The organism is Terrabacter carboxydivorans (assembly GCF_039532035.1).
GTDB classification, from domain to species: domain Bacteria; phylum Actinomycetota; class Actinomycetes; order Actinomycetales; family Dermatophilaceae; genus Terrabacter; species Terrabacter carboxydivorans.
On sequence record NZ_BAAARE010000006.1, the window covers coordinates 59,112 to 84,234 of the forward strand.

At 72.1% G+C, this 25,123-nt stretch carries 21 protein-coding genes; 11 read left to right on the forward strand and 10 right to left on the reverse strand.

All coding sequences use genetic code 11. The annotated features are described in order from the left end of the window. Positions 1-83 precede the first annotated feature (83 nt). The gene (gene purU, locus ABD297_RS07915; protein ID WP_344254317.1) at positions 84-926 is read right to left on the reverse strand and encodes a formyltetrahydrofolate deformylase; all 843 of its coding nucleotides are present in this window, start codon (positions 924-926) and stop codon (positions 84-86) included. A gap of 476 nt (positions 927-1,402) precedes the next feature. Here purU and ABD297_RS07920 point away from each other — a divergent pair, with 476 nt between their 5' ends. Continuing rightward, positions 1,403-2,248 carry a ComEA family DNA-binding protein gene (locus ABD297_RS07920; RefSeq protein ID WP_344254318.1) on the forward strand — a complete coding sequence of 282 codons (846 nt, stop codon included), beginning with the start codon at positions 1,403-1,405 and terminating at the stop codon, positions 2,246-2,248. A gap of 128 nt (positions 2,249-2,376) precedes the next feature. Beyond that, positions 2,377-4,821, forward strand: coding sequence for a ComEC/Rec2 family competence protein (locus ABD297_RS07925; protein ID WP_344254319.1), 2,445 nt, complete (start codon positions 2,377-2,379; stop codon positions 4,819-4,821). A gap of 127 nt (positions 4,822-4,948) precedes the next feature. Here ABD297_RS07925 and ABD297_RS07930 read toward each other — a convergent pair whose 3' ends face one another. From ABD297_RS07930 to ABD297_RS07955, 6 genes are all read right to left on the reverse strand, one after another. Continuing rightward, positions 4,949-5,464, reverse strand: coding sequence for a cupin domain-containing protein (locus ABD297_RS07930; RefSeq protein WP_344254320.1), 516 nt, complete (start codon positions 5,462-5,464; stop codon positions 4,949-4,951). A gap of 34 nt (positions 5,465-5,498) precedes the next feature. After that, entirely contained in the window at positions 5,499-6,374 is an 876-nt protein-coding gene (locus ABD297_RS07935; protein ID WP_344254321.1) for a DUF1295 domain-containing protein, read from the reverse strand. A gap of 5 nt (positions 6,375-6,379) precedes the next feature. After that, on the reverse strand, positions 6,380-7,705 hold the full coding sequence (locus ABD297_RS07940; protein WP_344254322.1) for a class I SAM-dependent methyltransferase: 1,326 nt from the start codon (positions 7,703-7,705) through the stop codon (positions 6,380-6,382). Between the two features lie 79 nt (positions 7,706-7,784). After that, positions 7,785-9,308, reverse strand: a complete 1,524-nt coding sequence (locus tag ABD297_RS07945) for a gamma-glutamyltransferase (protein ID WP_344254323.1) — start codon at positions 9,306-9,308, stop codon at positions 7,785-7,787. Continuing rightward, positions 9,305-9,886 (reverse strand): peroxidase-related enzyme, encoded by a 582-nt coding sequence (locus tag ABD297_RS07950; protein ID WP_344254324.1) that lies wholly within the window; start codon positions 9,884-9,886, stop codon positions 9,305-9,307. Before ABD297_RS07950 ends, ABD297_RS07945 begins: the two co-directional genes overlap by 4 nt. A 115-nt stretch (positions 9,887-10,001) precedes the next feature. Next, positions 10,002-10,949: a LysR family transcriptional regulator gene (locus ABD297_RS07955; RefSeq protein ID WP_344254325.1), complete on the reverse strand. Its 948-nt coding sequence runs from the start codon at positions 10,947-10,949 to the stop codon at positions 10,002-10,004. 84 nt (positions 10,950-11,033) lie between these two features. On the opposite strand from ABD297_RS07955, the gene ABD297_RS07960 reads away from it, so the two are divergent. Then, positions 11,034-11,978: a Sir2 family NAD-dependent protein deacetylase gene (locus ABD297_RS07960; protein WP_344254326.1), complete on the forward strand. Its 945-nt coding sequence runs from the start codon at positions 11,034-11,036 to the stop codon at positions 11,976-11,978. 86 nt (positions 11,979-12,064) lie between these two features. Here ABD297_RS07960 and ABD297_RS07965 read toward each other — a convergent pair whose 3' ends face one another. Further along, complete coding sequence (locus tag ABD297_RS07965; protein WP_344254328.1) at positions 12,065-12,715, reverse strand: hypothetical protein; 651 nt, start codon at positions 12,713-12,715, stop codon at positions 12,065-12,067. Positions 12,716-12,972: 257 nt separating this feature from the next. Continuing rightward, entirely contained in the window at positions 12,973-13,698 is a 726-nt protein-coding gene (gene lexA, locus ABD297_RS07970; protein WP_344254330.1) for a transcriptional repressor LexA, read from the reverse strand. A gap of 228 nt (positions 13,699-13,926) precedes the next feature. On the opposite strand from lexA, the gene ABD297_RS07975 reads away from it, so the two are divergent. The 4 genes from ABD297_RS07975 (at position 13,927) to ABD297_RS07990 (ending at position 17,657) form a co-directional block, all read left to right on the forward strand. Further along, positions 13,927-14,358: a LysM peptidoglycan-binding domain-containing protein gene (locus ABD297_RS07975; RefSeq protein ID WP_344254331.1), complete on the forward strand. Its 432-nt coding sequence runs from the start codon at positions 13,927-13,929 to the stop codon at positions 14,356-14,358. 418 nt (positions 14,359-14,776) lie between these two features. Next, positions 14,777-15,079, forward strand: a complete 303-nt coding sequence (locus ABD297_RS07980; RefSeq protein WP_344254332.1) for a hypothetical protein — start codon at positions 14,777-14,779, stop codon at positions 15,077-15,079. A 17-nt stretch (positions 15,080-15,096) separates the two neighbouring features. Beyond that, positions 15,097-16,839 (forward strand): alpha/beta hydrolase, encoded by a 1,743-nt coding sequence (locus tag ABD297_RS07985; RefSeq protein WP_344254333.1) that lies wholly within the window; start codon positions 15,097-15,099, stop codon positions 16,837-16,839. Beyond that, positions 16,836-17,657 (forward strand): hypothetical protein, encoded by an 822-nt coding sequence (locus tag ABD297_RS07990; protein ID WP_344254334.1) that lies wholly within the window; start codon positions 16,836-16,838, stop codon positions 17,655-17,657. Before ABD297_RS07985 ends, ABD297_RS07990 begins: the two co-directional genes overlap by 4 nt. Here ABD297_RS07990 and ABD297_RS07995 read toward each other — a convergent pair. Next, positions 17,599-18,888, reverse strand: coding sequence for a sensor histidine kinase (locus ABD297_RS07995; protein ID WP_344254335.1), 1,290 nt, complete (start codon positions 18,886-18,888; stop codon positions 17,599-17,601). The two genes, ABD297_RS07990 and ABD297_RS07995, sit on opposite strands and share 59 nt — an antisense overlap. A 130-nt stretch (positions 18,889-19,018) precedes the next feature. On the opposite strand from ABD297_RS07995, the gene ABD297_RS08000 reads away from it, so the two are divergent. The 4 genes from ABD297_RS08000 (at position 19,019) to ABD297_RS08015 (ending at position 25,015) form a co-directional block, all read left to right on the forward strand. After that, positions 19,019-19,669 (forward strand): ArsR/SmtB family transcription factor, encoded by a 651-nt coding sequence (locus ABD297_RS08000; protein ID WP_344254336.1) that lies wholly within the window; start codon positions 19,019-19,021, stop codon positions 19,667-19,669. A gap of 146 nt (positions 19,670-19,815) precedes the next feature. Further along, positions 19,816-21,045 carry an MFS transporter gene (locus ABD297_RS08005; protein WP_344254337.1) on the forward strand — a complete coding sequence of 410 codons (1,230 nt, stop codon included), beginning with the start codon at positions 19,816-19,818 and terminating at the stop codon, positions 21,043-21,045. Between the two features lie 452 nt (positions 21,046-21,497). Next, the gene (nrdR, locus tag ABD297_RS08010) at positions 21,498-21,995 is read left to right on the forward strand and encodes a transcriptional regulator NrdR (protein ID WP_344254338.1); all 498 of its coding nucleotides are present in this window, start codon (positions 21,498-21,500) and stop codon (positions 21,993-21,995) included. Positions 21,996-22,090: 95 nt separating this feature from the next. After that, the gene (locus ABD297_RS08015) at positions 22,091-25,015 is read left to right on the forward strand and encodes a vitamin B12-dependent ribonucleotide reductase (RefSeq protein WP_344254339.1); all 2,925 of its coding nucleotides are present in this window, start codon (positions 22,091-22,093) and stop codon (positions 25,013-25,015) included. Positions 25,016-25,123 lie beyond the last annotated feature (108 nt).

Sequence of the window (25,123 nt, forward strand, 5' to 3'; positions counted from 1 at the left end):
TGCGTCGTGCGTCGTGCGGGCGGGCGGCCGGTGCGCGGTCGGCGCACCCGGCCACACGGCATACACCCGCGGCTGGTGCCGGGTCAGAAGACGATGGTCCGGCGGCCCGAGAGGAAGATCCGGGACTCGGCGTGGTCGCGGACCGCGCGCGAGAGCACCCGGCGCTCGACGTCCCGCCCGATGGCGACGAGGCGCTCCGGCGACTCGGCGTGGGTGACCCGGACGACGTCCTGCTCGATGATCGGCCCCTCGTCGAGGTCGGCCGTGACGTAGTGCGCCGAGGCCCCGATGAGCTTGACGCCCCGGTCGTGAGCCTGGTGGTAGGGCTTGGCGCCCTTGAAGCCCGGCAGGAAAGAGTGGTGGATGTTGATGGCGCGTCCCTCGAGGGCACGGCACAGGCCGTCGCTGAGGATCTGCATGTAGCGGGCGAGCACGACGAGGCCGACGTCCTCGGTCTCGACGAGGCGCAGCAGCTCGGCCTCCGCGTCGGCCTTCGTGTCCTGCGTGACGGGGATGACGGTGAACGGCAGGCCGTAGTACTCGACGAGCCCGCGGCAGTCCTCGTGGTTGCTGACGACGCCGACGATGTCGATGGGCAGGTCGCCGGACTTCCAGCGGTAGAGCAGGTCGAGCAGGCAGTGGTCGAACTTGCTGACGAGGATGACGGTCCGGCAGTGCTCGTCCTCGGGGCGTGCCGAGAGGTGGTGGTGCGCGATGGCGGGGCTGTCGCGGATGGCCGACAGGACCTGCTCGACCTCGTGCGGCTCGGCGTCGAAGACGGTGCGCATGAAGAAGAGGTCGGTGTCCTCGTCGGAGTACTGCTGGTTCTCGACGATGTTCGCGTCGACGGCGAGCAGCGCCGCGGACACGGCCGCCACGATGCCGGGTCGGTCGTCGCAGGTGAGGGTCATGATGTGCCGAGCCATTGGAGCAGTCTGGACCAGCCGGGCGCGGGGGAGTGAATCGACGCGCGGGGCGTCTCGGGCTGTGGCCGTCCACACCCCTTCAGGCGCAAGGCGGGTTGTCCCCAGCGGGCGCCGGCCGCCCGGTCGAGGGGTCGGCGGGTTCCTAGCGTCGGGGTATGCCGTTCCGACCCTCCCAGCGACCACCTGACCTCGAGCGGGTGGCCCGGGTGCTCGGCGCGGGGGGAGACCGTGGCGGGGCCCGGCCGCGCGACCCGAAGGTGGACCTGCAGCAGCGCGGGCGCGACGGCGGCGGCTGGGTACCGCGAGCCCCGGGGACGCCGGACCCGAGCGGGCCGGATCGGAGTGGGCCGGATCGGAGCGACCCGGACTGCCTTGCCGCCGATGACTGGGACCACGACCCCGGGTCGCTCGTCAGGAGTCCTGAGACGGGTGGGACGAACGGCACAGGGTCTGGCGCGGTCGAAGCGGTGGGCTCGGTGTCGGCTGCCGTCCGACGGCTGACCCAGCGGGCGACCGAGGACGACGAGGTGGCCCGGCTCGACGCGGACCTGCGCCGGGCACGTCGACCAGGTGTGCTGACGGTGCCCGACGAGCTGCGGACCGGACGGCGCACGGTGAGCAGCGCAGCGGTCGTGTCCCTGCTGGCGCTCGCTGTCGCCGTGGGGTGCGCGTTCGTGCTGCGGGTCCTCTGGGCGGAGCGGTCGGCGTCGGTCCCTGACCCGACCGGCGGCCCGTCCCGCTCGGTCCAGGTCATCGGCGGTGCGGCCGCCACGGCGCCGTCGGTCGGCAGGCCGTCGGGCGCCACCGGCGGTCTGGCGAGCCCGTCGAGCGCTGGGTCGGCCACGCAGACGACCGGCGGCGAGCTCGTTGTGCACGTCGTCGGGCAGGTGCTGCGACCGGGCCTGGTCCGGCTTCGGCAGGGCGCCCGCGTGGCCGATGCCATCGCGGCCGCCGGCGGCACCCGCCCGGGCTCGGACCTGGCAGCCCTCAACCTCGCGCGACCCGTCGTCGACGGCGAGCAGATCCGGGTGCCGAAGCCGGGCGAGACGCCGGGACCCGGCAGCGCTGCGGGGGCCGGGACGTCCGGCGCCGGCGCGGCAGGTGGCTCCGGGTCAGCGGGAGGCTCCGGAGCCCCGGTGAGCCTCAACTCGGCCGACGCCGCGGCGCTCGACTCGCTGCCCGGGGTCGGGCCCGTGCTCGCACAGCGCATCATCGACTGGCGCACCGAGCACGGCCGCTTCTCGTCGGTCGATGAGCTCGGGGAGGTCAGTGGCATCGGCGACAAGCTCATGGCCCAGCTGCGCCCGAAGGTGACGTTGTGACGGCGCCGCCGACCCGGCCACCTCGGCCACCTCGGCCACCTCGGCCGGCCAGAGAGGCCAGAGAGGCCAGGGAGCGCGAGCAGCGTCCCCGCGGACCGTCGCTCGTCGTCCTGACCGGTCGTCGAACGGTGCGCCGGGTCCGTCCCCGGTCCGCCCTCCGGCTCGACCTGCGCCTGCTGGTGCCGGTCGTGATCGCGTGGCCGGTCGTCGCGTTCTGGGGACTCGTCGCGCCGGTGTGGCTCGTGACGACGGCTGCCGTCGTGGCGCTCGCGCTCGGTGTCCTGACGGGGGTCGCCGGCACGACTCGTCGGCCCTCGGAGCAACCGGGTGCGCGCGGGGCCTTGCCTCGGGGTGCGGAGACTCGCGCGCCACGGACGGCCGGTCGTCCCGGCCTTCGCGCCGTTGCAGCCGCAGCTGCGGTGCTCGGTCTGCTGCTGGGCGCGGCGGCCGGCCATCGAGCGGTCCGGACTGCCGGTCCCGTCGAGGCCCTCGCGTCGGACCGGGCCGTCGTCACCCTCGATGCCGTGGTCGCGGCCGAACCGCGTGCCGTACGCGGTTCCGGGCCGGCCGGGGCCGGGCGCCCAGCCCCGGCGGTCACGGTCGTCCGGCTCGAGGTGTCGCAGGTGACCGGTCGCGGTCGCACGACGAGCGTCAGTGCGCCGGTCCTCGTCATCGGTCGAGGGCCGGCGTGGACGGCCATGCGTTGGCACGACCACGTGCGGCTCGTCGTGCGCCTGGGGCCGGCAGAGCCGGGCGACGACGTCGTCGCCGTGGCGACCCCGAAGGGCCCGGTGCAGGTGGTGGCCGGAGCGGGCGGGGTCTTCGAGGCCGCCGACACCGTGCGCGACCGGTTCCGTTCGGCCACCACCGCGCTCTGGCCGGATGCCCGGGGTCTGGTCCCTGCGCTCGTTGTCGGCGACACTTCTCAGACCCCGCTCGACCTGACCGCCGCCATGCTCGACACCGGGCTCAGCCATCTCAGCGCCGTGTCCGGGAGCAACGTGACGTTCGTGCTTGCCGCCGTGCTCTGGCTGTGCGGCCTGGTCGGCGTCCGACGCCGCTGGCGACCTCCCGTTGCCGCGCTCGGACTGCTCGGCTTCGTCGTCCTCGCCCGGCCGGAGCCGAGCGTCGTGAGGGCAGCGGTCATGGGGCTCGTGGGTCTGCTCGCACTGTCGACCTCACGACGACGCGCCGGGGTGCCGGCTCTGGCCGGTGCCATCGCCGTGATGCTCGTCTGGGACCCGTGGCTCGCCCGCTCCTATGGCTTCGCCCTGTCCAGCGTCGCGACCCTCGGTCTGCTCGTGCTCGCCCAACCCTGGGGGCGCACCATCGCGAGGCGCCTGCCGGGTCGGTTGAAGCCGCTCGGGCCGGTGCTCGCCATCCCGGTGGCGGCCCAGGCCGTCTGTGCTCCACTCGTCGTGCCGCTCCAGGGCAGCGTCTCGGTCGTGGCCGTCCTCGCCAACCTGCTGGCCGCACCCTTCGTCGCCCCGACGACCGTCGTCGGGGTGGTCGTCGCGCTCGTGTCGGTGCTCTGGGTGACCGGGGCCGGGTGGCTGGCCTGGGCCGCAGCGGTGCCCGCCCAGGCCATCGCGGCTGTGGCCCGGTGGTCGGCCGACCTCCCTTTCGGCAGCATCGGCTGGGGCGACTCCGCAGGTGCCGCAGTGCTGCTCGCGCTCCTCACCGCGGGGGTCGTCGCCACTGCACCGTGGGCGTGGCACCGCACCCGGCACCGGCCCACGGTCGCCCTCGCGGTCGTGGTGCTGACCGCCGGGGTGGGCCTGCCGACCGCGCCGATCGCGTGGCCTCCGCCGGGGTGGGCCGTCATCGCCTGCGACGTGGGTCAGGGGGACGGCCTCGTCGTCGACAACGGCGGCGGCCATGTCGTCGTCATCGACTCCGGCCCGGACCCCGCGGCCATGCGTTCCTGTCTCGACCGGCTCGGAGCCCGGGCCGTCGACCTCGTGGTGCTGACCCACTACCACGCCGACCACGTCGGTGGCCTGGCGGCGGTCCTCGAGCTGCCGGTCGCCGAGATCAGGGCGTCGCCGGTGCTCGACCCGCCGGCGGAGGCGACCCGCGTGGCCCGCTTGGCGGCAGCGGCGAAGGTGCCGATGGGTGAGCTGCGCGCCGGACAGCAACTGACCGTGGGGGCGGTCACGGCCGACGTCTGGTGGCCGGCGCGTCGCATCGACGCGGGATCGGTGCCCAACAACGGCTCCGTGGTGCTGACGATGCACGTCCGCGGGATCTCGATCCTGCTCGCGGGTGACATCGAGCGAGAGGCTGCCGCGCAGGTGCTGAAGGAGGCAGAGCGGGATCCCCGGCTCTGGGGACACATCGACGTGCTCAAGGTGGCGCACCACGGGTCGAGCAACCGCGACGACCGGCTGCTCGACCGGGTCGACGGGCGTCTCGCGCTCATCAGCGTCGGTGAGGGGAACGACTACGGTCATCCGGCACCCGCGACCCTCGATGCCTTGCAGCAGAGGGGGTTCGAGGTCCACCGGACCGACCTCGAGGGCGACGTGGCCGTCGTCGCCGAGGGCGGTGAGGTGAGGGCGGTGGGTCGTTGAAGCGCCGGTGACGAGCTCTCGCCGAAGCTGCGACGGCCCGGGGCTGAAGCCGCGCCGCACAGGGCCGGCGACGAAGCACGCCACCCGGGGCCGAGCCGATGCGAGGCGTGGACCGAGGGGGGCCTGCTCAGGCCGGGTTGGTCGGCTCCGACGGGTCGACGGGCGCGTCGTCGGGACCGGCCGAGGCTCGCTGCACCTCGTCGTCATGGGCCGCCGGGGCATTGAGCTGGAAGTCTGCGAAGTCGAACCCGGGGGAGACCAGGCAGCTGACCAGGGCGTCGGCCGAGCCGGGCACGGTGCGCTGCCACACACCAGCCGGCACGACGACCTGGGCCACGTCGCCCGCGGCCAGGTCGAGACCGAGGGTCGCGACGCTCGCTCCGGCGTCGGCCGGGGGCCGGGCGCCGTCGCCCCCGAGCTCCAGCACGACCGTTCCGGTGTGCGCGAGCCAGACCTCGTCGGAGGAGACGCGGTGCCAGGCGGAGGACTCCCCGGCGGGCAGCAGGAAGTGGATGAGCGTGGCGGTCGCCCGCACCCGGCCGTCCGGCAGGGTCACGCTCTCGGGCGAGACCCACGTCTGGCGGTACCACCCACCCTCGGGGTGCGGCTGCAGGTCGAGGAGGTCGGCGAGTGGCGGGCGCATGCGGTCCATCATCCCCGACCTGCAGCTCGTGCCGTCAGTCGCGGGCCACCGAGGGATCGGCAGGCTTCGGCGGCCACGGGAAGAAGCCGCTCGTGCGTCGCACGTAGTCGGCGTAGTCCGGTCGGCGGTCGCCGATGTCCTTCTCGAGCAGCTTCTTGCCCGTGCCCCCGTAGAGGTTCCACACCATGACGGCCGGGGACAGGATCGTCAGCACGCCCGGCCAGGCGCTGGCCGCCACGAGGAAGAGTCCTGTCCAGACGCTCGCGTCGCCGAAGTAGTTCGGGTGCCGGGTGTAGCGCCAGAGACCGGTGTCGAGCACCGTCCCCTTGTTGGCCGGGTCGTTGCGGAAGCGTGTCAGCTGCAGGTCGCCGACCGACTCGAAGAAGAAGCCGACCGCCCACAGGACGACGCCCACCCACAGCACCGCGCCGACGCCGCCCTCGACGAACATCGCGATCTGGACCGGCAGGGAGACGAACCACATGATGAGGCCCTGCGGGAGGTAGATGCGCAGCAGGGCGTAGACGTTCGTGTTGCCGTCGACCCGCTCGAGCATCGCCTCGTAGCGCGGGTCCTCGCCCTTGCCCCGCGACCGGCTGAAGATGTGCGCGGCGAGCCGCAGCCCCCACACGGCTGTGAGGCCGAGGGCGAGCCAGCGTCGCAGCCCGTCCCCGTGGCCGCCGCTCGTCGCGAAGGCCGTGAGCGCGATGGCGACGAAACCGAGCCCCCACGTCACGTCGATGACGGCCTGCTTGCCGACGCGCAGGGCGACGGCGAACGTGATGCCGAGGACTACGACGACTGCCAGCGCCGTGAGCAGCAGGGTGCGCCCGAAGGCCCCGCCGTCGAAGCCCGCGGCTTCGGCGGCGGGAGCGACGACGGGGGCGATCGTCGTCCGGACCGACGACACGACGGTCACCAGGCCCGGACGGGCGGCATACCGCTGCGGCCGTCGGCCGTCGGCTTGACCGCGAGGATCTGGTCGACGCCCATGCGGCCCTCCTCGAAGGCGAGCGCGCCGCCGACGAGGTAGAGCCGCCAGACCCGCCCGACCTCCTCGCCGACCATCTCGACGACCTTGTCCCAGTTGGCCTCGAACGTGTCGTACCAGGCGTTGACGGTCCACACGTAGTGCTCGCGCAGGGCGTGGACGTCGCGGACCTCGAGGCCGGCCTGCTCGATGAGGTCGACGGTCTCCCCGACGGGCCGCATGTGCATGTCGGGCGCGATGAAGGCCTCGATGAAGGGGCCGCCACCGGGACGGGTCGTGCGCGACATCTGCTGGATCAGGGCCCGGCCTCCCGGCTTCAGCAGACGGTGGATCTGGCCCGTGAAGGTCGGGTAGTTGCGCTGTCCGACGTGCTCGCCCATCTCGATCGAGGAGATCGTGTCGAAGGGTCCGTCGGGGACCTCGCGGTAGTCCTGGAGCCGGATCTCGACCCGGTCCTGCAGGCCCCGCTCGCGGATGCGCTCGTCGATGAAGGCCTTCTGCTCACTGGAGATCGTGACGCCGACGACCTGCGCGCCGAACTTCTCGGCGGCGTGCAACGACAGGGAGCCCCAGCCGCAGCCGATGTCGAGGTGGCGTCCGCCGGGCTCGATGCCCAGCTTGCGGCAGACGAGGTCGAGCTTGTCGCGCTGCGAGTCCTCGACGGTGTAGCCGGGCTCGGTGCTCGTCCAGTAGCCGCAGGAGTAGGCCATGTGCGGGTCGAGGATGAGGGAGTAGAAGTCGTTGGACAGGTTGTAGTGGTGCTCGATGGCGCTGCGGTCGCGGCTCTTGGTGTGCAGGCGCCCTCGCAACCGGGCCTGCGAGACGGGCGGCTCGGGCGGGAGCCCGACGACCCCGAGGTCGAAGGCGGTGCGGATGCCGTTCTTCGCCACGGCGGCGACGGTGATCGCGGACGGCCGGCCGCCCGCGAGCGTGCGCGCCGTCGACCACACGCGGCGGAAGCCGTCGAGCAGGTCGCCCTCGACATCGAGCTCGCCGGTGACGTAGGCCTGGGCGAGACCCAGCTCGCCGGGGTGGCGCACGAGGCGACGGAGGGCAGCGGGGTCGCGGAGCACGACGGTGGGTGCGTCGGTCGGTCCGGCGACGCTGCCGTCCCACGCCTTGAGGCGCACCGGCAGCTGGCCGCCGAAGAGCGGCTCGACGACGGCCGCCAGCCGGGCGCCGATGCCGTTCGGGCGGGAGGACGCTGCGGAGGGGGCGGGAGCGTCGGGGCGGTCGTCGGTCATGGTCATCGGGGTGGCCTCTCGTTGGGGGTCGACGCGAGATGATTCGGTGCCGGCCGCGCGTCGGATGGGGCGGCGCTGCGCACCCTCATGGAGATACCCCCACCGCCGCCTCCCGTCTCGCGTCCCCGGCCGCCACGAGCCCGTCCGGACCCAGCACCGCGGCACCGACGCCGCCGAAGTACATGTGAGGACCGGGATAGCGGTGCGAGGGCAGGCCGCTTGCCTCGACGGCCGCGGCGATGTCGTCCGACGGCTCGTGCTCGACGCGCGGGGAGCCGTCGTCCATGAACCGCACGTGCAGCCGTGGCGCGTCGATCGAGTGCTGGAGGTCGTCGCCGCGCAGGAGTCCTCGCCCGAGCACCTGCATGAGCGCAGTGGTGATCCGGTCGGCCCCCGGCGACCCGACGGCGAGGGCGGCACCTGAGGAGCTGCGTCCCGTCGTCGGCGCCATGTTGGAGGCGAGGCGCGTGCCGGGCGCGACGGCGTGCACGCCGAGCCGGTTGAGCTCGGGCTCACCGAGCGCGTTGTTGAGCAGGATGCCGGTGCCGGGGATCACCATGCCGGCGCCGTAGCCGGCGGACATCGTGATCGCACAGGCGTTCCCGTGCTCGTCGACGGCGGACACGTGCGCCGTGGACGCCGACGTGGGCAGGCCTGCCAGTCCGTGTCGTTCGACCGCCTCGAGGAGGGCGTGCCCGTCCGCATCGAGGTCTCGGGACCGGTCGTGGACGGACAGCCGGTAGGCGAGCACGCGGCGCTGGATGTCGATGACCTCCGCCCAGGTCCAGCTCTCGTGCCGCGCGAGCTGCCCGAGCATCGCGGCGAGCATGGGCCCGCCCACGGAGGGAGGTGGGTTCAGGGCGATGTGCCAGGCCCCGACGGTGCGCATCGTCGGTTCGCGCACGACGGCCTCGTATGCCGTGAGGTCGGCCGCCGTGATGAGGCCGCCGTTGGCGGCCATGTCCTCGACGAGCACCCGTCCGACGGCGCCCGTGGTGAAGAGCGAGGCTCCCTGTGCCGCAAGCAGGTCCAGGATGTCGGCGAGGTCGAGGTTGAGCGAGGTCTCGCCCGGCTCGAGCGGGCCGCCGTCCGCCCCCGTGACGAGTGCGTGCGCTTCGGGGTTGTCGCCGAAGAGCGTGTCGCGGACGATGCCGAGGTAGAGGGCGGCGGCAGCGCCGACGCGGTAGCCCTCGCGGCAGGCTCGTGCCGAGGGCTCGACGAGCCGACGCCACGGCACCTGCCCGAAGCGGTCCCTGGCGGCCGAGAGCGCCTGCACCGCACCGGAGTTCGCCACCGCGGCGTGCCCCGCACCGATGGTCACGCCGCCGCCGTAGTCGGTGGGGACCTGCCGCACGCCGTGACCGAAGGCCGACGGCGCGAGTCCCCGGCCGGGCATCTCGACGTTGCCGTCGATGACGACGGGCGTCTCGCCGGCGAGCCACACGTTGACGAAGGCGCCGCCCATCAGGCTGACGACGCCGGGCTCGGTGCTCATGGCCGCCAGGGAGGCGGAGACCGCCGCGTCGACGGCGTTGCCACCCTCGGCGGCCACCTCGAGCCCGGCCTGCAGGGCGGACGGGCCGGGCGCTGCGAGCGCCACCCGGGTCATGAGGTCGCTCTGCCGCTCGAGTGGTACTCCGGGTTCGGCACGAAGCCGAGCGCCGTCGACACGCGGTTGGTGAGGTTGAACATCCCGACGACCTGGACGAGCTCGACCACCTGGTGGTCGTCGAGGCCGACGTCGCGCAGCGGCTGCAGGTCCGCCTCGGTGACGTCGGCGGGGTGCAGGGTGAGCTTCTCTGCGTAGGAGGCCATCGCCTGCTCTCGGTCGGCGAGCCCGGCCTGGCGCCAGTTCGAGGCGATGAGGTCGGCCGTCACGGGGTCTCCAATGTGCTCGCGCAGGGCCGCTCCGTGGCTCACCTCGCAGTAGGTGCAACGGTTGACGCTGCTGACGACGACCGCGAGCAGCTCGCGGTCGGCGTTGCTCAGGTGTCCCTCCTTGTTGACGAGGAGGTTGAAGTAGCCCCACCACGCCAGGAACTGCTCACCGTTGACCGCCTGGGCGCGGAAGACGTTCGGCACGAAGCCGAAGGCGTCCTGCGCCTTGTCCCAGAGGCGGCTCACGCCCTCCGGGACCGTGTCGCGGTCGGGCACGGGCAGGTAGGAGATGCGCTCGCGGTCACCCATGGAGCCACCGTATGCCGGGTGCGACCTCCGCGCCCGTGGCGCGCCCGATCGCGCCGCCGTGGTGCTCCCTGCCCGTCAGTGGCCGGCCAGCGGCGTTCCAGTGGTTGGCCGGCTATCAGGCCTTGGCGCCCACGAGCTGGGCGGGGGAGACCTTGGGGTCGGATCCGGCGGCCTCGCACAGGGCGTCGAGGGCTGCTGCGACGGCGGGGACGCGCAGCAGGTCCGGAGTGGTGACGGCCAGGATCTGGCGGCGCGAGGCCGGCGAGAGCGGCAGGGTCGCGACCTCGTCGTGCTTGGCGGCGTTGAGGATCAGGTCCGGCACCAGGGCCACGCCGAGGCCGGCGGTGACGAGGCCGAGCTGGGCGACGTAGTCCTCGGTCTCGAAGGCCACGTTGGGTCGGAAGCCGGCGGTGTCGGCCAGGGAGAGCAGGTGCCCGCGGCAGCGGGGACACCCGGCGATCCACTCCTCACCGGAGAAGTCGGCGAGCGTCGCGGCCTCGTCGCCCGCGTGCGGGTGGGTGCCGGGCACGACGAGCCGCACCTCGTCGTCCATGAGGCGACGCGTCACGAGCAGGGAGAGGTCCTCCTCGAGCTCGCCGAGGTCGCCCCCCTCGTAGGCGAACGCGACCGCGACGTCGCAGTCGCCGCGCCGAAGGGCGGCGAGCGACTCGGGCGGCTCGGCCTCGGTGAAGGTGACGGTGATGTCGGGGTGGCGGGCCTTGAGGATGGCGAGCGTCCGAGGGACCAGCGTCGCCGAGGAGCTGGGGAAGGCCTGCAGGCGCACCCTCCCGGCCCGGAGCCCCGCGATGGCCGTGATCTCCTCCTCGGCGGCGTCGAGCGCGGCGAGGACGCCGACGGCGTGGCGTGCCAGCACCTGACCCGCCTCGGTGAGGCGGACCTGGCGACCGTAGCGCTCGACGAGGACCGTCCCCGTGCGCTGCTCGAGGCGCCGGACCATCTGGGAGATGGCCGGCTGGGTGAAGCCCAGGGCGTTCGCGGCGCTCGTGAAGCTTCCCTCGTCGGCAATGGCCTTCATGACCCGCAGGCCGGCAGCATCGATCATGGGAAAATCATAACCGGTGATTATGGAAAAGCGGCGAACCTGGCGGCACGCGAGGGGTCGTCGATCGGCACGTAGGCTGACCGGGTGAAGCAGCCGAACGGCATACCCCCGCAGTCGACCGCGGTCACCCGGCTCTCCACGACGCGCACGCTTCCGCTCGAGACGCACGACCTCGGCACGTTCGACGACCTCGTCGACCTCGTCAGCGGCGGGGGCGTGGTCGTCCTCTCCGGGGCAGGGCTCTCGACCGAGTCGGGCATCCCCGACTACCGGGGGCCGGACGGCACGCGTCGGGTCGAGCCGATGACCTTCGGCGAGTTCGCCGGGTCGAGCGCTGCCCGGCGGCGCTACTGGGCCCGCAGCTACATCGGGTGGCAGCGGTTCAACGCGGCCCGGCCCAACGAGGGCCACCGCGTCGTGACCGACCTGCAGCGGGCGGGCTACGTCGGGCCGATCATCACCCAGAACGTCGACGGTCTGCACCAGGCCTCGGGAGCCACGGACGTCATCGAGCTGCACGGCTCGCTCGATCGTGCCGTCTGCCTCACCTGCGGTGAGAGGACGACGCGAATCGGCTTGCACGAGCGGATGACCGAGGCGAACCCCGGCTTCATGGAGCGCTTCGCCGACGCGGCGCGGACGGTGGGCTCGCAGTGGGGCGAGCAGGTGCGACCCGACGGGGACATCGTGCTCGCCGACTCGCTCGTCGAGTCCTTCCACGCGCCCCGCTGCCTCGTCTGCGGCCACGACACGGTCAAGCCCGACGTCGTCTTCTTCGGCGAGTCGGTGCCCAAGGCCCTGGTCGAGCAGTGCTTCTCGCTCGTCGAGGCAGCCGGGGCCGTGCTCGTGCTCGGCTCGTCGCTGTCGGTGATGAGCGGCTACCGCTTCGTGCGCCGGGCCCACCAGCGGGACGTGCCGGTCGCGATCGTCACCCGCTCGGCGACGCGCGGCGACGCGGAGGCGACGCTGCGCCTGCACGCTCCGCTCGGCCCGACCCTGACCGACCTGCGGGGTGCGCTGGGCCACTGAGCGCCGCGGCTGCCGTGGCGCCGGCTCGTCGGATTGTCCGCTCGTCGGGCTCGGGGTTCGCCCCGTCGCCCGGTCCGTCCGGGCGGCTACTCGACGACGCCCTGAGTCGGCCGGGCCTCGAGGCCGTCGGCGGCACGCAGGTCCCAGAGCTCCTTGGTCTGCACGCCCCAGTAGGTGGCGAAGAGCACGATGACGATGACCTCGGCGATGAGCACCAGGTGGTCGAAGCCGTGCACCGTCAGGGCCGCCAGGACCGTGGTCCCGAGGGCGGCCGCGAGAGCCACGGCGATCGCGATGTATATGCGCTTGTAGACCGTGCCCGCCCCGGCACCCCGGTGCCGGTCCTCGGCGCGCAGCGCGCTCAGCACCATCACGGCGATGACGCCGGCCACCATGGTCCCGGCGGCGATGTCGTGGCTCAGCGCGATGAACCGGTCACGCAGGGCGAGGAAGAGGACGAGCTCGCCGAGCAGGATCGCGCCGCAGACGACCGTCACCACGACCGAGCGCACGGTCGGCCGTTCGGACGAGTCGCGCGTCACGGTGCCGCGCTTGAGCCAGGCGGTCACGCCGGCCGCGAGGGCCGCCACGACGACGAGCGACCAGATGTTGTTGCGCACGGCCGCCGCGATCTCGGCGGGGGTCTGGCTGTAGGCGTTGGGGCCGCAGCGTCCGTCCGGGACGGTGGGCACGAAGGCGACGACGAAGGCCATGAGCCCCGAGAATCCCAGCAGCACGTCCTCCTCCGGTGAGTGGCCCTTGTAGGCGACGAGGCTGGCCCCGAGGGCGCACAGCGAGCCGACGAAGACCGCGCGGGCCGGGGTGTAGTAGTAGGCGCTGATCGACCCGAGCCAGCACGAGTGGCCCCGTCTCCCACCACCACTGGTAGCCGACCGAGAGCAGCAGCATGAGCAGCAGCGCGATCATCGCACCGCGCAGGTAGCGGTAGGTCAGGACGACGTCTCGGGTGCGTGACGAGGGCATCGGCCCGGCCTCAGATGCGGCGCAGGACCGCGGTGACCTTGCCGAGGATCGTGGCGTGGTCGCCGTCGATGGGGGAGAAGTCGTCGTTGTGCGGCATGAGCCACACGTGACCGTCCTTGCGCTTGAAGGTCTTCACCGTCGCCTCGTTGTCGAGCATCGCGGCCACGACGTCGCCGTTGTCGGCGTGCTGCTGCTGGCGCACGACGACCCAGTCGCCGTCGCAGATCGCGGCGTCGACCATGGAGTCGCCGTTGACCTTGAGCAGGAAGAGGTCGCCCTCGCCCACGAGCTGCTTGGGCAGGGGGAAGACGTCCTCGACGACCTCCTCGGCGGTGATGGGGACGCCGGCCGCGATCTGGCCCAGCACGGGGACGTAGGAGGCCTCGGGGCGGGCGTCGCCCGAGTCGGTCTCGGTGTCGTACTGGTCGCCACGGGGTCGCAACGGGGTCGCGTCACCGCCGCGGTAGCCGAGCTCCTCGGCCTTCGCGTCGGGGGAGACGACCTCGAGGGCTCGCGGCCGGTTGGGGTCGCGCCGCAGGTAGCCCTTGGCGACGAGCGCGTTGAGCTGGTGCGAGACGCTCGAGGGGCTGGCCAGCCCGACCGCGTCACCGATCTCTCGCATGCTCGGCGGGTAGCCGCGCCGGTCGACGGAGTTGCGGATGACCTCGAGCACTCGCCGCTGGCGGACGGTCAGGCCGTCACCGGTCTCGCGGTCGGGAAGCTCGGTCACGCCCATGGTGTCCCCTTCGTCGGCTCGTCAGGCCGTGCTCCGACGCTGGGCGGGAGGCCAGTGTCAGTGGTGGCTGATGAGGTCTGTGGTGTGAGGAAAGACTACGGAGTTCGAACACAGTTGCCAAACACCTGTTCGAGGCGTGTCTCGACTTCATCGAACATACGTGCTACAACTCGTACAGACGTTCTATCGAACATGTGTTCGCAAGTTCAGGAGCAAGGGGAGGTCACCATGAGCGCCATCGTCCTCGAGGCCGTTCGTCACCAGCACGCCGAGGGGCCCGCACGGCTCGCGCCGACCGGCCGGCCCCGGCTCGTCCTCGTGCCCACCGGGCCCGACGCTGATCGCCAGGTGCGACGGTCGCGCGCCGTGGGGGACGCACAGCCGCCGCTGCGGCTGACCCGCTTCGGACGGCTCGTCGTGTCCCTGTTCGTGGCGACGGTCGTCTCCGTCCTGGGCGTGGGACTCGCCGGCCAGCTCGCCTCGGCCTCGGGTGAGCCGCGCACCGTGACGGTCCAGTCGGGCCAGACGCTCTCGGGGGTCGCCGCCCGCGAGCTCCCGGAGCTCGCCGTGTCCGACGGTGTCGTCGAGCTCCAGGTCGCCAACGGCCTCAGCACGACGGCGCTCCACGCCGGCCAGCAGCTGGTCATTCCGGCGCGCTGAGTCCGTCGGCCCCTGGGGCCGGTCGATCGCGTATGCCGTGTCCCTGGCAGCCGATCCACCCGTCCCTCCCGATCTGCCGCGTTGGCTCCACCTTCAGCGGCTGGCGGTGGCGGCGCTTCGACCCCGTCGCTCCTGCCCGGACGCCGCACCCCTGACCAGGGGTGCGGCGTTCTGCTGTCCCGTGTCGCTGTCTCGTCTCCCTGTCTCGTCTCACCGTCCCGACTCGGGTCTCGTCTCGCTGTCCCGTCGCGAGTAGGTGCCGTCCGAGTCCCCTTGCGGCGCAACGGCTTCCGTTGCGGTCAGGCGCAACCGTCGATGGTCCTGGCCCGCCGCACGGCGCCGGGGGCAAGCCTGTGGATGGCGCCGGTCCGCCACCCTCCCGTCGGCCTAGCGTGGCAGTCCTCGGGAAGGAGAGAGCATGCGCTACGACGTGGACACGGCGGACCTGCGCGACGACGTCACCTCGATCCGTGAGGTGGTCCTGCGCGTGCAGACACTCGGGATCACCGACGAGCTGGCGCCGATCGCGGCCGCGCTCCCGGAAGGCCGGTGCGCGCCGGGTCTGCGTGACGTCTCGGCGGCCTGGGCTGCGCGGCTGGCGGCGACGCGCTGGGAGCTGCAGGAGCTGGGGCGTGCCCTGGCCGTGGCGGCCGACACCTACGACGCCGTCGAGCAGGTGGCTCGGGCCGGCGTCGGTCGAGCGTCGGGGGCCTCCCGGTGATCGGCGGGGGATCGGCGGTGACCCTGTCGGTGCGGGACATCCGTTCGAGCCGTCCCCAGACCCTGGCGGCCGTCGGCCGCGGACTCGAGGATCGCCGACGACGGGTGCTGGTGCTGGCCGAGCTGGTGCTCTGGCGACGCTCGGCCGCGCCGCGATGGTTGGGTGCCGCCTCGTCTGCCGCGGCGGACCGCTACGGCCTCGTGGTGGCCGGGCTCGGCGGGTTGGCCTCGAGCATCGCCGTCGCCGGCCAGGCCCTGGGGCGGGCCGCGGCCCAGCTGCAGGCGGCGCTGGACCTCATCGGTCGCGCCGACCGACGTGCCGCGGAGGAGGGCGCGTGGGTCGACGGCGAGGGGCGCCTGTTCCTTCCGGTCCGAGCGGTGCTCGGCGAACCGTTGCTCGAGGCGCATCGGGCTTGCCTCGACGAGCTGCTCCGCGCCGAGGTGCATGCGTGTCTGGACCAGGCCCGCCGCGCCGCCGGCCTGGCCGACGAGGAGCTGCTGCGGCAGCTCCTCTCCTCCGCGCGCGGGGCGACGGCCGCCGGCGGGGGCAGCGCGTCGATCCCGGCCACCCTACCGCCACCGCCTCCCGCCGCAAGTGTGGGCGTCGGGGGACAGGCGTTCGCCTCAGCGGCGTGGTGGCGGTCCCTGACCGACGAGGAGAGGCGCACGGTGGTCCGTGACCGGCCCGAGTGGGTGGGTCCTCGCGACGGTGTTCCCGCCGCGGCACGCCACGCGGCGAACCTCGTGCTCCTCGGGCGGGCCGAGCAGGCAGCCCGGGTGCGCTACCTCGAGGCACGTGACGGCGGGTGGGTCGGCAGCGAGCCGCGGCGCCGCCTCGCCTCGCAGGAGGTCGCTGCGTTGCAGGCGATCCGAGACGTCCTGAGCCGCAGGGACGGCGGAGAGCGCCGCCTCCTGCTCGTCGACACCACCGGGCTCCATCCGAAGGCCGTGGTCGCCATCGGGGACGTCGACACCGCCGAGCACGTCGTGACGTTCGTCGGGGGTCTGTCCACGATGGTCGACACCGACCTGCGTCGCTACGACGACACGTTCGTGCGCCTGCGGGCCGAGACCAGGGCGGCGGCTCGCGGGCAGGACGTCGCGATCGTGACGTGGATGGGCTACGAGGCGCCACAGGTGCGCGAGATCGTGACCTCTGTCGACCGGAACGTCCTGAACGCCAAGCTCGCCCGCGACAACGCGGCATCACTGGCCGACTTCGCGACAGGGCTGGAGGCCGCGCGGGACCGGCCTGCGCACCAGACCGTGTGGGCCCACTCCTATGGGGGCCTGCTCGCAGGTTTCGCCTCCCTGCGCACGAGTGCCGTCGACGACGTCGCGGTCTTCGGTGCGCCGGGCCTGCCGTTCTCCGACGCGTCGGCGACGGCGCTCAAGCCCGGCTCCCTCAACGTGCTCGGGGCGCTGGGCGACGACGTGTTCGACTACGGGTCGATCGTGCACGGCACAGCCCCCGGTGAGGTGGTCGGAGCCACGCGCCTGTCGACGTTCGCGCTGAAGGAGCCCGGGACGGGGTGCAACCACTGGCTGCGCGCCCGGGCGGACTTCGTCGACGTCGGCCGAACCTCCGTCGGGCACTCCGACTACCTGCGTGCGGGGACCGAGAGCGCCCGCAACCTCATCGCCGTGGCTGCCGGCCGCCCCGACCTCCGGGTGCTCCAGGGCGCCGACGAGCGAGCCTGCACCACCGTCGGCCCGGGACTCGGGTTCGACGTCCTCCACCTACCGAGGCTGGTCCCGTGAGTGCCGACACCGATCCCTTCCGCGGCGGTCCCTTTCGACTCGACCCCTGCCGCATCCACTCCTGCCGCAGCGATCCGGTCGGCGCCGGCCCGGTCGGCCTCGATGCCGGTTCGGTCGAGCACGGACTCGCCGTGAGCGCACGCCGTGACCGAATGGTCCTGACGGCGTGCCTCGTGCTGACCGTGCTGCAGGCGCTGCCGCTCGTCGCCGTCGCCTACCTCCTCGACGGAGGCCGATCAGCCGGATCGACCGCGCTCTACGCCCTGTCCGCCGCGCCGCTCGTCGGCGTCGTGGCGTTCGGGCTCGTGCTGGCTGCCGGCTTGTCACGTCCCGGCCTGCGTCCCGGCCTGCATCCGGGGCTGCGTCCCGTGCGCAGCCTCGACGGTGATGGCGGGCGTCACTCGGGCGGTTCCCGTCCTGCCCAGGGTCCTGGTCCCGATCCCGGCCCCTCCGCCGCCTCGTCCTCGAGCCCGGCGGATCGCCGCCCTGATAACGGGCTTCGAGAATGGCAGGTGCTCTCGGGCGGTCGGGGGAGTGACCGGCTGCGCCGACTGTGCTGGGCCGTGGGTGCCGCCCTGGCCATGGCGGCGGGCTCGAGTGCGGCCTCTCTGGCCGACCGCATGGCCTACTCCGATGCCCTGGGCGGGGGCGGTCCTGCAGGCGGGCAGTCGGTGTGGTCCCTCTATCCCGTCATCGTCGCCGAGGCCGCCGTCACGGACCCGCGGACGGTCATCGCCCTGGTGGTGGGCGCCGTCGTCCTCATCCGCGCGCGCGCGTCGGTGCCGAGCCGGCGGGAGCTGCCGGCTCCGCGTCCCTGACGACCTCGACCGGCAGCTCGAACCACACGACGGTCCCCGGGCCCTCGGCCCCGCTGATCCCGATCGTGCCTCCGTGGGCCTCGATGATCCGCTTGACGGTGGCGAGGCCGATCCCGCTGCCGTCGACCGACGTCTCGACCCGGTTGAAGAGCTCGAACACCCGGTCGCGGTCCGCTGAGGAGATGCCGATCCCGTTGTCGTGGACCTCGATGTGCCAGCGGTCGCCGCGGCGCTCCGAGCCCACGCGGACCGCGGGCGCCACACCTGGCCGTGCGTACTTCACCGCGTTCGAGACGAGGTTGAGCAGCACCGAGTAGAGCTGCTGTTCGTCGGCCGGCAGCGTCGGCAGGTCTCCCGCCACCACCGTGGCCGAACGTGACTCGAGGGTCGGGGCGAGGTCCTCCAGCACCGAGGCGAGCACCGTCCCGAGGTCGGTGTCGGTCCGGTGCAGCTCGGCCCCGACCTTCGCGTGGGCGAGGATCTGCTCGATCATGCCGGCCATCCGCGTCGCCGAACGGTGCGCTGTGGCGACAAGACGCTCGGCCCACACGTCGCCGGCGACCCCCGCCTGCTGCCCGAGCATCTCGGTGCTCGCCATGATCGCGGTGAGCGGTGTGCGCAGGTCGTGGCTCACCTGGCCGGCGAAGACCGACAGCGCCTCGTTGGAGCGGTGCAGCTCGTCCCTCGTCTCGGTCAGGGCGACGAGTGAGTCCTCCAGCTCGCGCGTGCGCAGCCGCAGCTCGAGCACGTCGACGACGCGCTCGGCGATCGCGACGAGGGCGTCCTCCTGGGCCTCGACCAACGCCCGCGGTTGCGAGTCGAAGACGCACAGGCGGCCGATGATGACACCCCCCGGCGTCGTCAGCGGCGCGGACGCGTAGAAGCGGACGGTCCCGAGAACCCCTGTCACGAAGGGGTTCTCACGGAAGCGCGCATCCAGGCTGGCGTCCGGGACCACGACACGGTCGGTGTGGTCGAGCACCGCCGCGCACATCGAGTCCTCGCGGGCGCAGATCGAGGCGGCGAAGCCGGTCGTGGCGATCTGCTGCTGCTGCGTCGAGGTGATGATGTTGATGGCGGCGCGCGGGACCGCGCACACCTGGGCTGCGATGTCCACCAGAGCCTGCAGCTCGCGCTGCGGCGCGTTGCCGAGGACGTCGTAACCGGCGAGCGCCTCCTCACGTCGCTGCAGCGCGTCGAGGACGTCGTTCGCTGATGTCCGGATTGTCACGGTAGGAGACTCTGTCATGGAGGGCGCCGAGGGCAAGGACCTGCCCAGGTCATGTCGCGGGCGACCCTCGGGTGACAAGTCATACAAGAGGTCTTGTGCATGTGGCCGGGTCGAGGCGAAGGTGGCGGACATGCCTCGACGCCCTGCATCCGAACGACACGACCGGACGACCCCCGTCGCCGAGGGGCAGCTCGGCAGCGAGACGGGCAGCGCGCTCCTCGACGTGCTGACCGCCTTCCACCACCCGACGCGCCGGTGGCTGTGCGAGCTGCTGCTGGTCGAGGGCCCGGCCTCCGTCGGGCAGCTGGCCCGGCGCACCGGTCTGGCGGTGGGGTCGGTCAGCCACCACCTCGGGACGCTGCACCGCTACGGCTTCGTCGAGCCGGCCCCCGAGCTGGCCCGCGACACCCGTGAGAGCTGGTGGCGCAGCCGCCCGCGCCAGGTCTCGTGGGACTCGACGGACTACGGCGAGGGGACCGTGGCGCGCCGGATCGCCTCGAGTGCCGAGGCGGAGAACTTCCGGCACCACGTGCGCGCCGTGCAGCGGTGGCTCGCCGATGGGGAGTCCGCGCCTCCGGACGTGCGCCGCGCAGCCGTGGCCACCGACTCCCTCGTCGCTGCCACCCTCGAGCAGATGGCCGAGCTCAGCCGTCGGCTCACCGAGCTCGTGGTCGAGTGGGGGCAGGAGTGCCGCGCCGACGCCGAGGCGCGTCCCGACGTGCCGCGACTCCCCGTGCGTGTCTCGGCGCGCGTCTTTCCGAGCGCCCCGGCAAAGCCGTGAGCCCCGGCTCCGACGCGCGGGTGCCGAGCCCGACGCAGCCGACACTGCCGATCAGGCCGGAAGGAGCGACCGAGCCGGCGGATGCGACCGAGCCGGCGGATGCGACCGAGCCGGCGGATGCGACCGAGCCGGCGGATGCGACCGAGATGCTCGAGGCAATCCAGCCGGCCCTTCTCGGGCCCCCGCCGCCGCCCCTCACCCGGGACCGCATGGTGCAGACCTGGGTGGGCACGCTGGCCCTGTCGTGGTTCGGCGACGCCGTGTGGACGGTGGCCCTGGCATGGACGGCGGTCCACTCGCTCTCACCCGCGATGGCGGGGGTTGTCCTGGGCGCCGAGATGCTTCCGCAGGCCGTCTTCGTGCTGGTGGGCGGCGTCATCGCCGACCTTTGGGACACCCGGCGGGTCCTCGTCGTGGGCCGCCTCGTGCAGGCGGCCGTCCTGCTCTCCGGCGCCGTCGCGTGGGCCGCCGGCGTGCGGGGTGCGGCGCTGCTCATGACCATGGGGATCCTGCTGGGCACCGCGACCGGCCTCACCCTTCCGGCCGGAGCCACGCTCTCGCGGCAGCTGGTGCGCTCGTCCGACCTCGCCACCGTGAGCGGCTGGAGCCAGATCGGCGGCCGACTCGCCCGCCTGCTCGGCGCTCCCGTGGGTGGGGTGGCCGTCGCCGTCGTCGGCCCTTCTGGGGCGATGCTCGCGAATGCCGTCACCTTCGTCGCGGTCGCGGGCGTCCTGGCGCTCGTCGTGCACCCGCGCTACCGCATGCCACGGTCGCCGCACGCGACCTGGCTCGCGAGCCTTCGGGACGGCGCGGCATACCTGCGTCGCGACGAGTCCGCGCGGCTGCTCGTGCTGGGGCTCGCGGCCCTCAACGTCTTCGTCTCGCCCGTCATCGCCCTGGGGGTCGCCCTGCGCGTCAGCACCTCCGGGTGGGGGCCGGGATGGCTCGGCGCGGCCGACGCGGCGTTCGCGACCGGTGCCATCGCCGGGAGCGTCGTCGCGATCCGCTGGCGCGTCCGGAGGCCGGCGCAGGCGGGGTTCACCGTCCTCGTGGTGCAGGGCGCGTGCATCGCGGCCACCGGGATCGGCTCACGGGTGACGCTCATGGGGGCCATGGCGCTCATCGGGGTGGCGGCCGGCACGGCGTCCGTGTGGCTCTCGGGGACCTACCAGCGCACGATCGCGCCGAGCCACCTCGGGCGGGTGTCCTCGGTCTCCAGCCTCGGCGACATGGCGCTCGTGCCGCTCGCGATCCCGGCGTTCGGGGCCCTCGCCGCGGGCGCCTCCGTGCTCGTCGCGGCGTGCGTCTACGGGGCGGCCATGGCGGCGCTCTGCCTGTGGTTCGCGTGCCGCCCCGGGATCGCCCGGTTGCGCTGAAGGGGACCCGCCCGCCCGCCCGGGCACCCGGCATACGCAAGGGTCGACGCAGCCGCGCCACGGCGGTAGATGCGGGATGCGCGGGCGGGTCGGACCCCAACATGTGGTGGACGACCTGCCCGACACGCCCGATGCCGATGTGACTCGAGTGGCGTTTGTGCAGGTCAGCGACACGCCACGCCGGACGTCGGCGATTCGCTTGCGATCGGGGTCACACCATGCCTACAGTTACCCCAACATCTAGTAGTTACACAGATGTAAGACGTCCACATGTAGTCCCCAGGCAAACGGGGGGTTACGCACAGGTCATCCCCACGTCATCCCCAGCCCCATCCCCAGCCTCGGCCGGCGCCACGAACCCGGCCGGTCGCCCGGTACGGCGTTGGGACGGCATGCGGGAGGGCTGTCCATCGTTGAACGACTGGGTCTCGGGGAAGGGAAGGTGACCAGACGTGCACTGTCCGTTCTGTCGCCACACCGACTCGCGGGTCATCGACTCGCGCACGACCGACGACGGCGCCTGCATCCGCCGGCGTCGCCAGTGTCCCGAGTGCAACCGCCGCTTCACCACGCTCGAGACCTCGAGCCTCAACGTGATCAAGCGGTCGGGCGCCTCCGAGCCGTTCAGTCGGGCCAAGGTCCTCACCGGCGTGCGCAAGTCATGCCAGGGCCGACCCGTCAGCGAGGACGACCTCGCCCTTCTCGCGCAGAAGGTCGAGGAGGCCATCAGGTCGCAGGGAAACGCCGAGATCGAGGCGCACGAGGTCGGCATGGCCGTCCTCGAACCGCTCCGCGAGCTCGACGAGGTCGCATACCTCAGGTTCGCCAGCGTCTACCAGGCGTGGGAGAGCCTCGAGGACTTCGAGGGAGCCATCGCGCTCCTACGAGCCGAGCGCGACGCGCTGGGGGAGGAGCCCACCGCTCCGACCCCGCTCGACGCCCAGCGGTAACCACCCTCCACGCACCACCGGAGCACCCGCCCACTGTCGGTGCTCCACGCAAGACTCATCCCCAGCAGCAGATTCGGTCAGGGAGGCCGCACGACATGACGGAGATCGGTAACCGCAGCTCACGCTCGAAGGCTGGCGCCAAGGGCGTCAAGATCGAGCGCATCTACACCACGCCCGGCGTGCACCCGTACGACGAGGTCACGTGGGAGAAGCGCGACGTCGTCCAGCAGAACTGGAAGACCGGCGCGACGATCTTCGAGCAGCGCGGCGTCGAGTTCCCCGACTTCTGGTCGGTCAACGCCAGCACCATCGTCACCACCAAGTACTTCCGCGGCGCTGTCGGCACCGCGGCCCGCGAGGTCTCGCTCAAGCAGCTCATCGACCGCGTCGTGCTGACCTACGCCGCCGCCGGCAAGAGCAACGGCTACTTCGCCTCGCCCGACGACGCCGAGATCTTCGAGCACGAGCTGACCCACGCGCTGCTGCACCAGGTCTTCTCGTTCAACTCGCCCGTCTGGTTCAACGTCGGCACCAAGAGCCCGCAGCAGGTCTCCGCCTGCTTCATCCTCTCCGTCGACGACTCCATGGACTCGATCCTCAACTGGTACAAGGAGGAGGGGAAGATCTTCCAGGGCGGCTCCGGCGCCGGCCTCAACCTCTCCCGCATCCGCTCCTCCAAGGAGCTGCTCTCCTCCGGTGGCACGGCCTCGGGCCCCGTCTCCTTCATGCGCGGCGCCGACGCGTCCGCCGGCACCATCAAGTCGGGCGGCGCCACGCGTCGTGCCGCCAAGATGGTCGTCCTCGACGTCGACCACCCGGACATCGAGGAGTTCGTCGAGACGAAGGCGCGCGAGGAGGACAAGATCCGCGCCCTGCGCGACGCCGGCTTCGACATGGACCTCGGCGGCAAGGACATCGTCTCCGTCCAGTACCAGAACGCCAACAACTCGGTCCGCGTCAACGACGAGTTCATGAAGGCCGTCGAGGACGGCACCGAGTTCGGCCTGCGGTCGCGCTCCGACGGCTCGGTCATCGACACCGTCGACGCGCGTGAGCTCTTCGGCAAGATCGCCAAGGCCGCATGGGAGTGCGCCGACCCGGGCATCCAGTACGACGACACGATCAACGCGTGGCACACCAACCCCGAGACGGGCCGCATCACCGCCTCCAACCCGTGCTCGGAGTACATGTCGCTCGACAACTCCTCGTGCAACCTCGCCTCGCTCAACCTGCTGAAGTTCCTGCGCGACGACGACACGTTCGACGCCGTCACCTTCCAGAAGGTCGTCGAGCTCGTCATCACGGCGATGGACATCTCGATCTGCTTCGCGGACTTCCCGACCGAGCCGATCGGTGAGACGACGCGCAACTACCGCCAGCTCGGCATCGGCTACGCCAACCTCGGCGCGCTGCTCATGGCCACCGGACACGGCTACGACTCCGAGGGTGGCCGCGCGCTCGCCGCCTCGATCACCTCGCTGCTCACCGGTGCCGCCTACAAGCGCTCCGCCGAGATGGCCTCGGTCGTCGGCGCATACGCCGGCTACGCCCGCAACGCGGACGCCCACAAGCGGGTCATGCGCAAGCACCAGGCCGCCAACGACAACATCAAGACGCTCGACGCGATGGACTCCGACGTCCACAAGCTCGCGACGAAGGCGTGGGACGACGTCGTCAAGCTCGGTGAGAAGCACGGCTACCGCAACGCCCAGGCGTCGGTCCTCGCGCCCACCGGCACCATCGGCTTCATGATGGACTGCGACACGACCGGCATCGAGCCGGACTTCTCGCTGGTCAAGTTCAAGAAGCTCGTCGGTGGCGGCTCGATGCAGATCGTCAACCTCACCATCCCGCGTGCGCTCAAGAAGCTCGGCTACCAGCAGGAGTCGATCGAGGCCATCGTCGAGTACATCGCCGACAAGGGCCACGTCATCGACGCTCCCGGCCTCAAGACCGAGCACTACGAGGTCTTCGACACCGCCATGGGTGCCCGCTCGATCTCGGCCATGGGCCACGTCCGCATGATGGCCGCGACGCAGCCGTTCCTGTCCGGTGCCATCTCCAAGACGGTCAACCTCCCCGAGACGGCCACGGTCGAGGAGATCCAGGACGTCTACATGCAGGGCTGGAAGCTCGGCATCAAGGCGCTCGCCATCTACCGCGACAACTGCAAGGTCGGCCAGCCTCTGTCCGACGGCGGCTCGACGGCCAAGGACAACAAGGCCGCCGCCGACGCCGCTGCCGCGGACATCAAGGTCGAGAAGGTCATCGAGTACCGCCCGGTCCGTCGCCGCCTGCCCAAGCGCCGCAGCTCGCAGACGACGTCGTTCGCCGTCGGCGGGGCCGAGGGCTACCTCACGGCCGGCACCTACGACGACCAGCAGCTCGGCGAGATCTTCCTCAAGTTCGGCAAGCAGGGCTCGACCCTCGCCGGCGTGATGGACGCCTTCTCGATCGCGGTCTCCATCGGCCTGCAGTACGGCGTGCCGCTCGAGACGTTCGTCGAGAAGTTCACCAACCTGCGCTTCGAGCCGGCCGGCCTCACGGACGACCCGGACGTGCGCATGGCGCAGTCGATCATGGACTACGTCTTCCGTCGCCTGGCACTCGACTACCTCGACTTCGACACCCGCTCCTTCATGGGCATCCACACGGCGTCGGAGCGGGCCCGTCAGGTCGAGACCGGCTCCTACGAGGCCACCGAGTCCGACGACTCGGAGGACCTCGAGGACGAGCTCGAGTCGCTCCAGCAGTCGGCGCCGGTCTCCAAGAAGGCCGAGCCGAAGTCCGACGACTCGACCAAGGGCAGCGAGCTCGACGCGACCGAGGTCAAGTCCGGTGCCGGTGCAGCCTCCGCCCGTGAGGCGTCCTCGGACGTGCACAGCTCGGCCGAGCTCCTCGAGAAGTTCGGTGGCATCACGGCCGACGCTCCGATCTGCATGACCTGCGGCACCAAGATGCGTCCCGCCGGCTCCTGCTATGTCTGCGAGGGCTGCGGAAGCACCAGCGGCTGCAGCTGATGTCATCGGCCAAGGAATGTCATCAGGGCCGTGGTCACAGATGACATTCGTCTGGTCAGCACCGTCACGGGTCTGGTCACCCTGACATAGAGACTGCGCTGGGGCGGC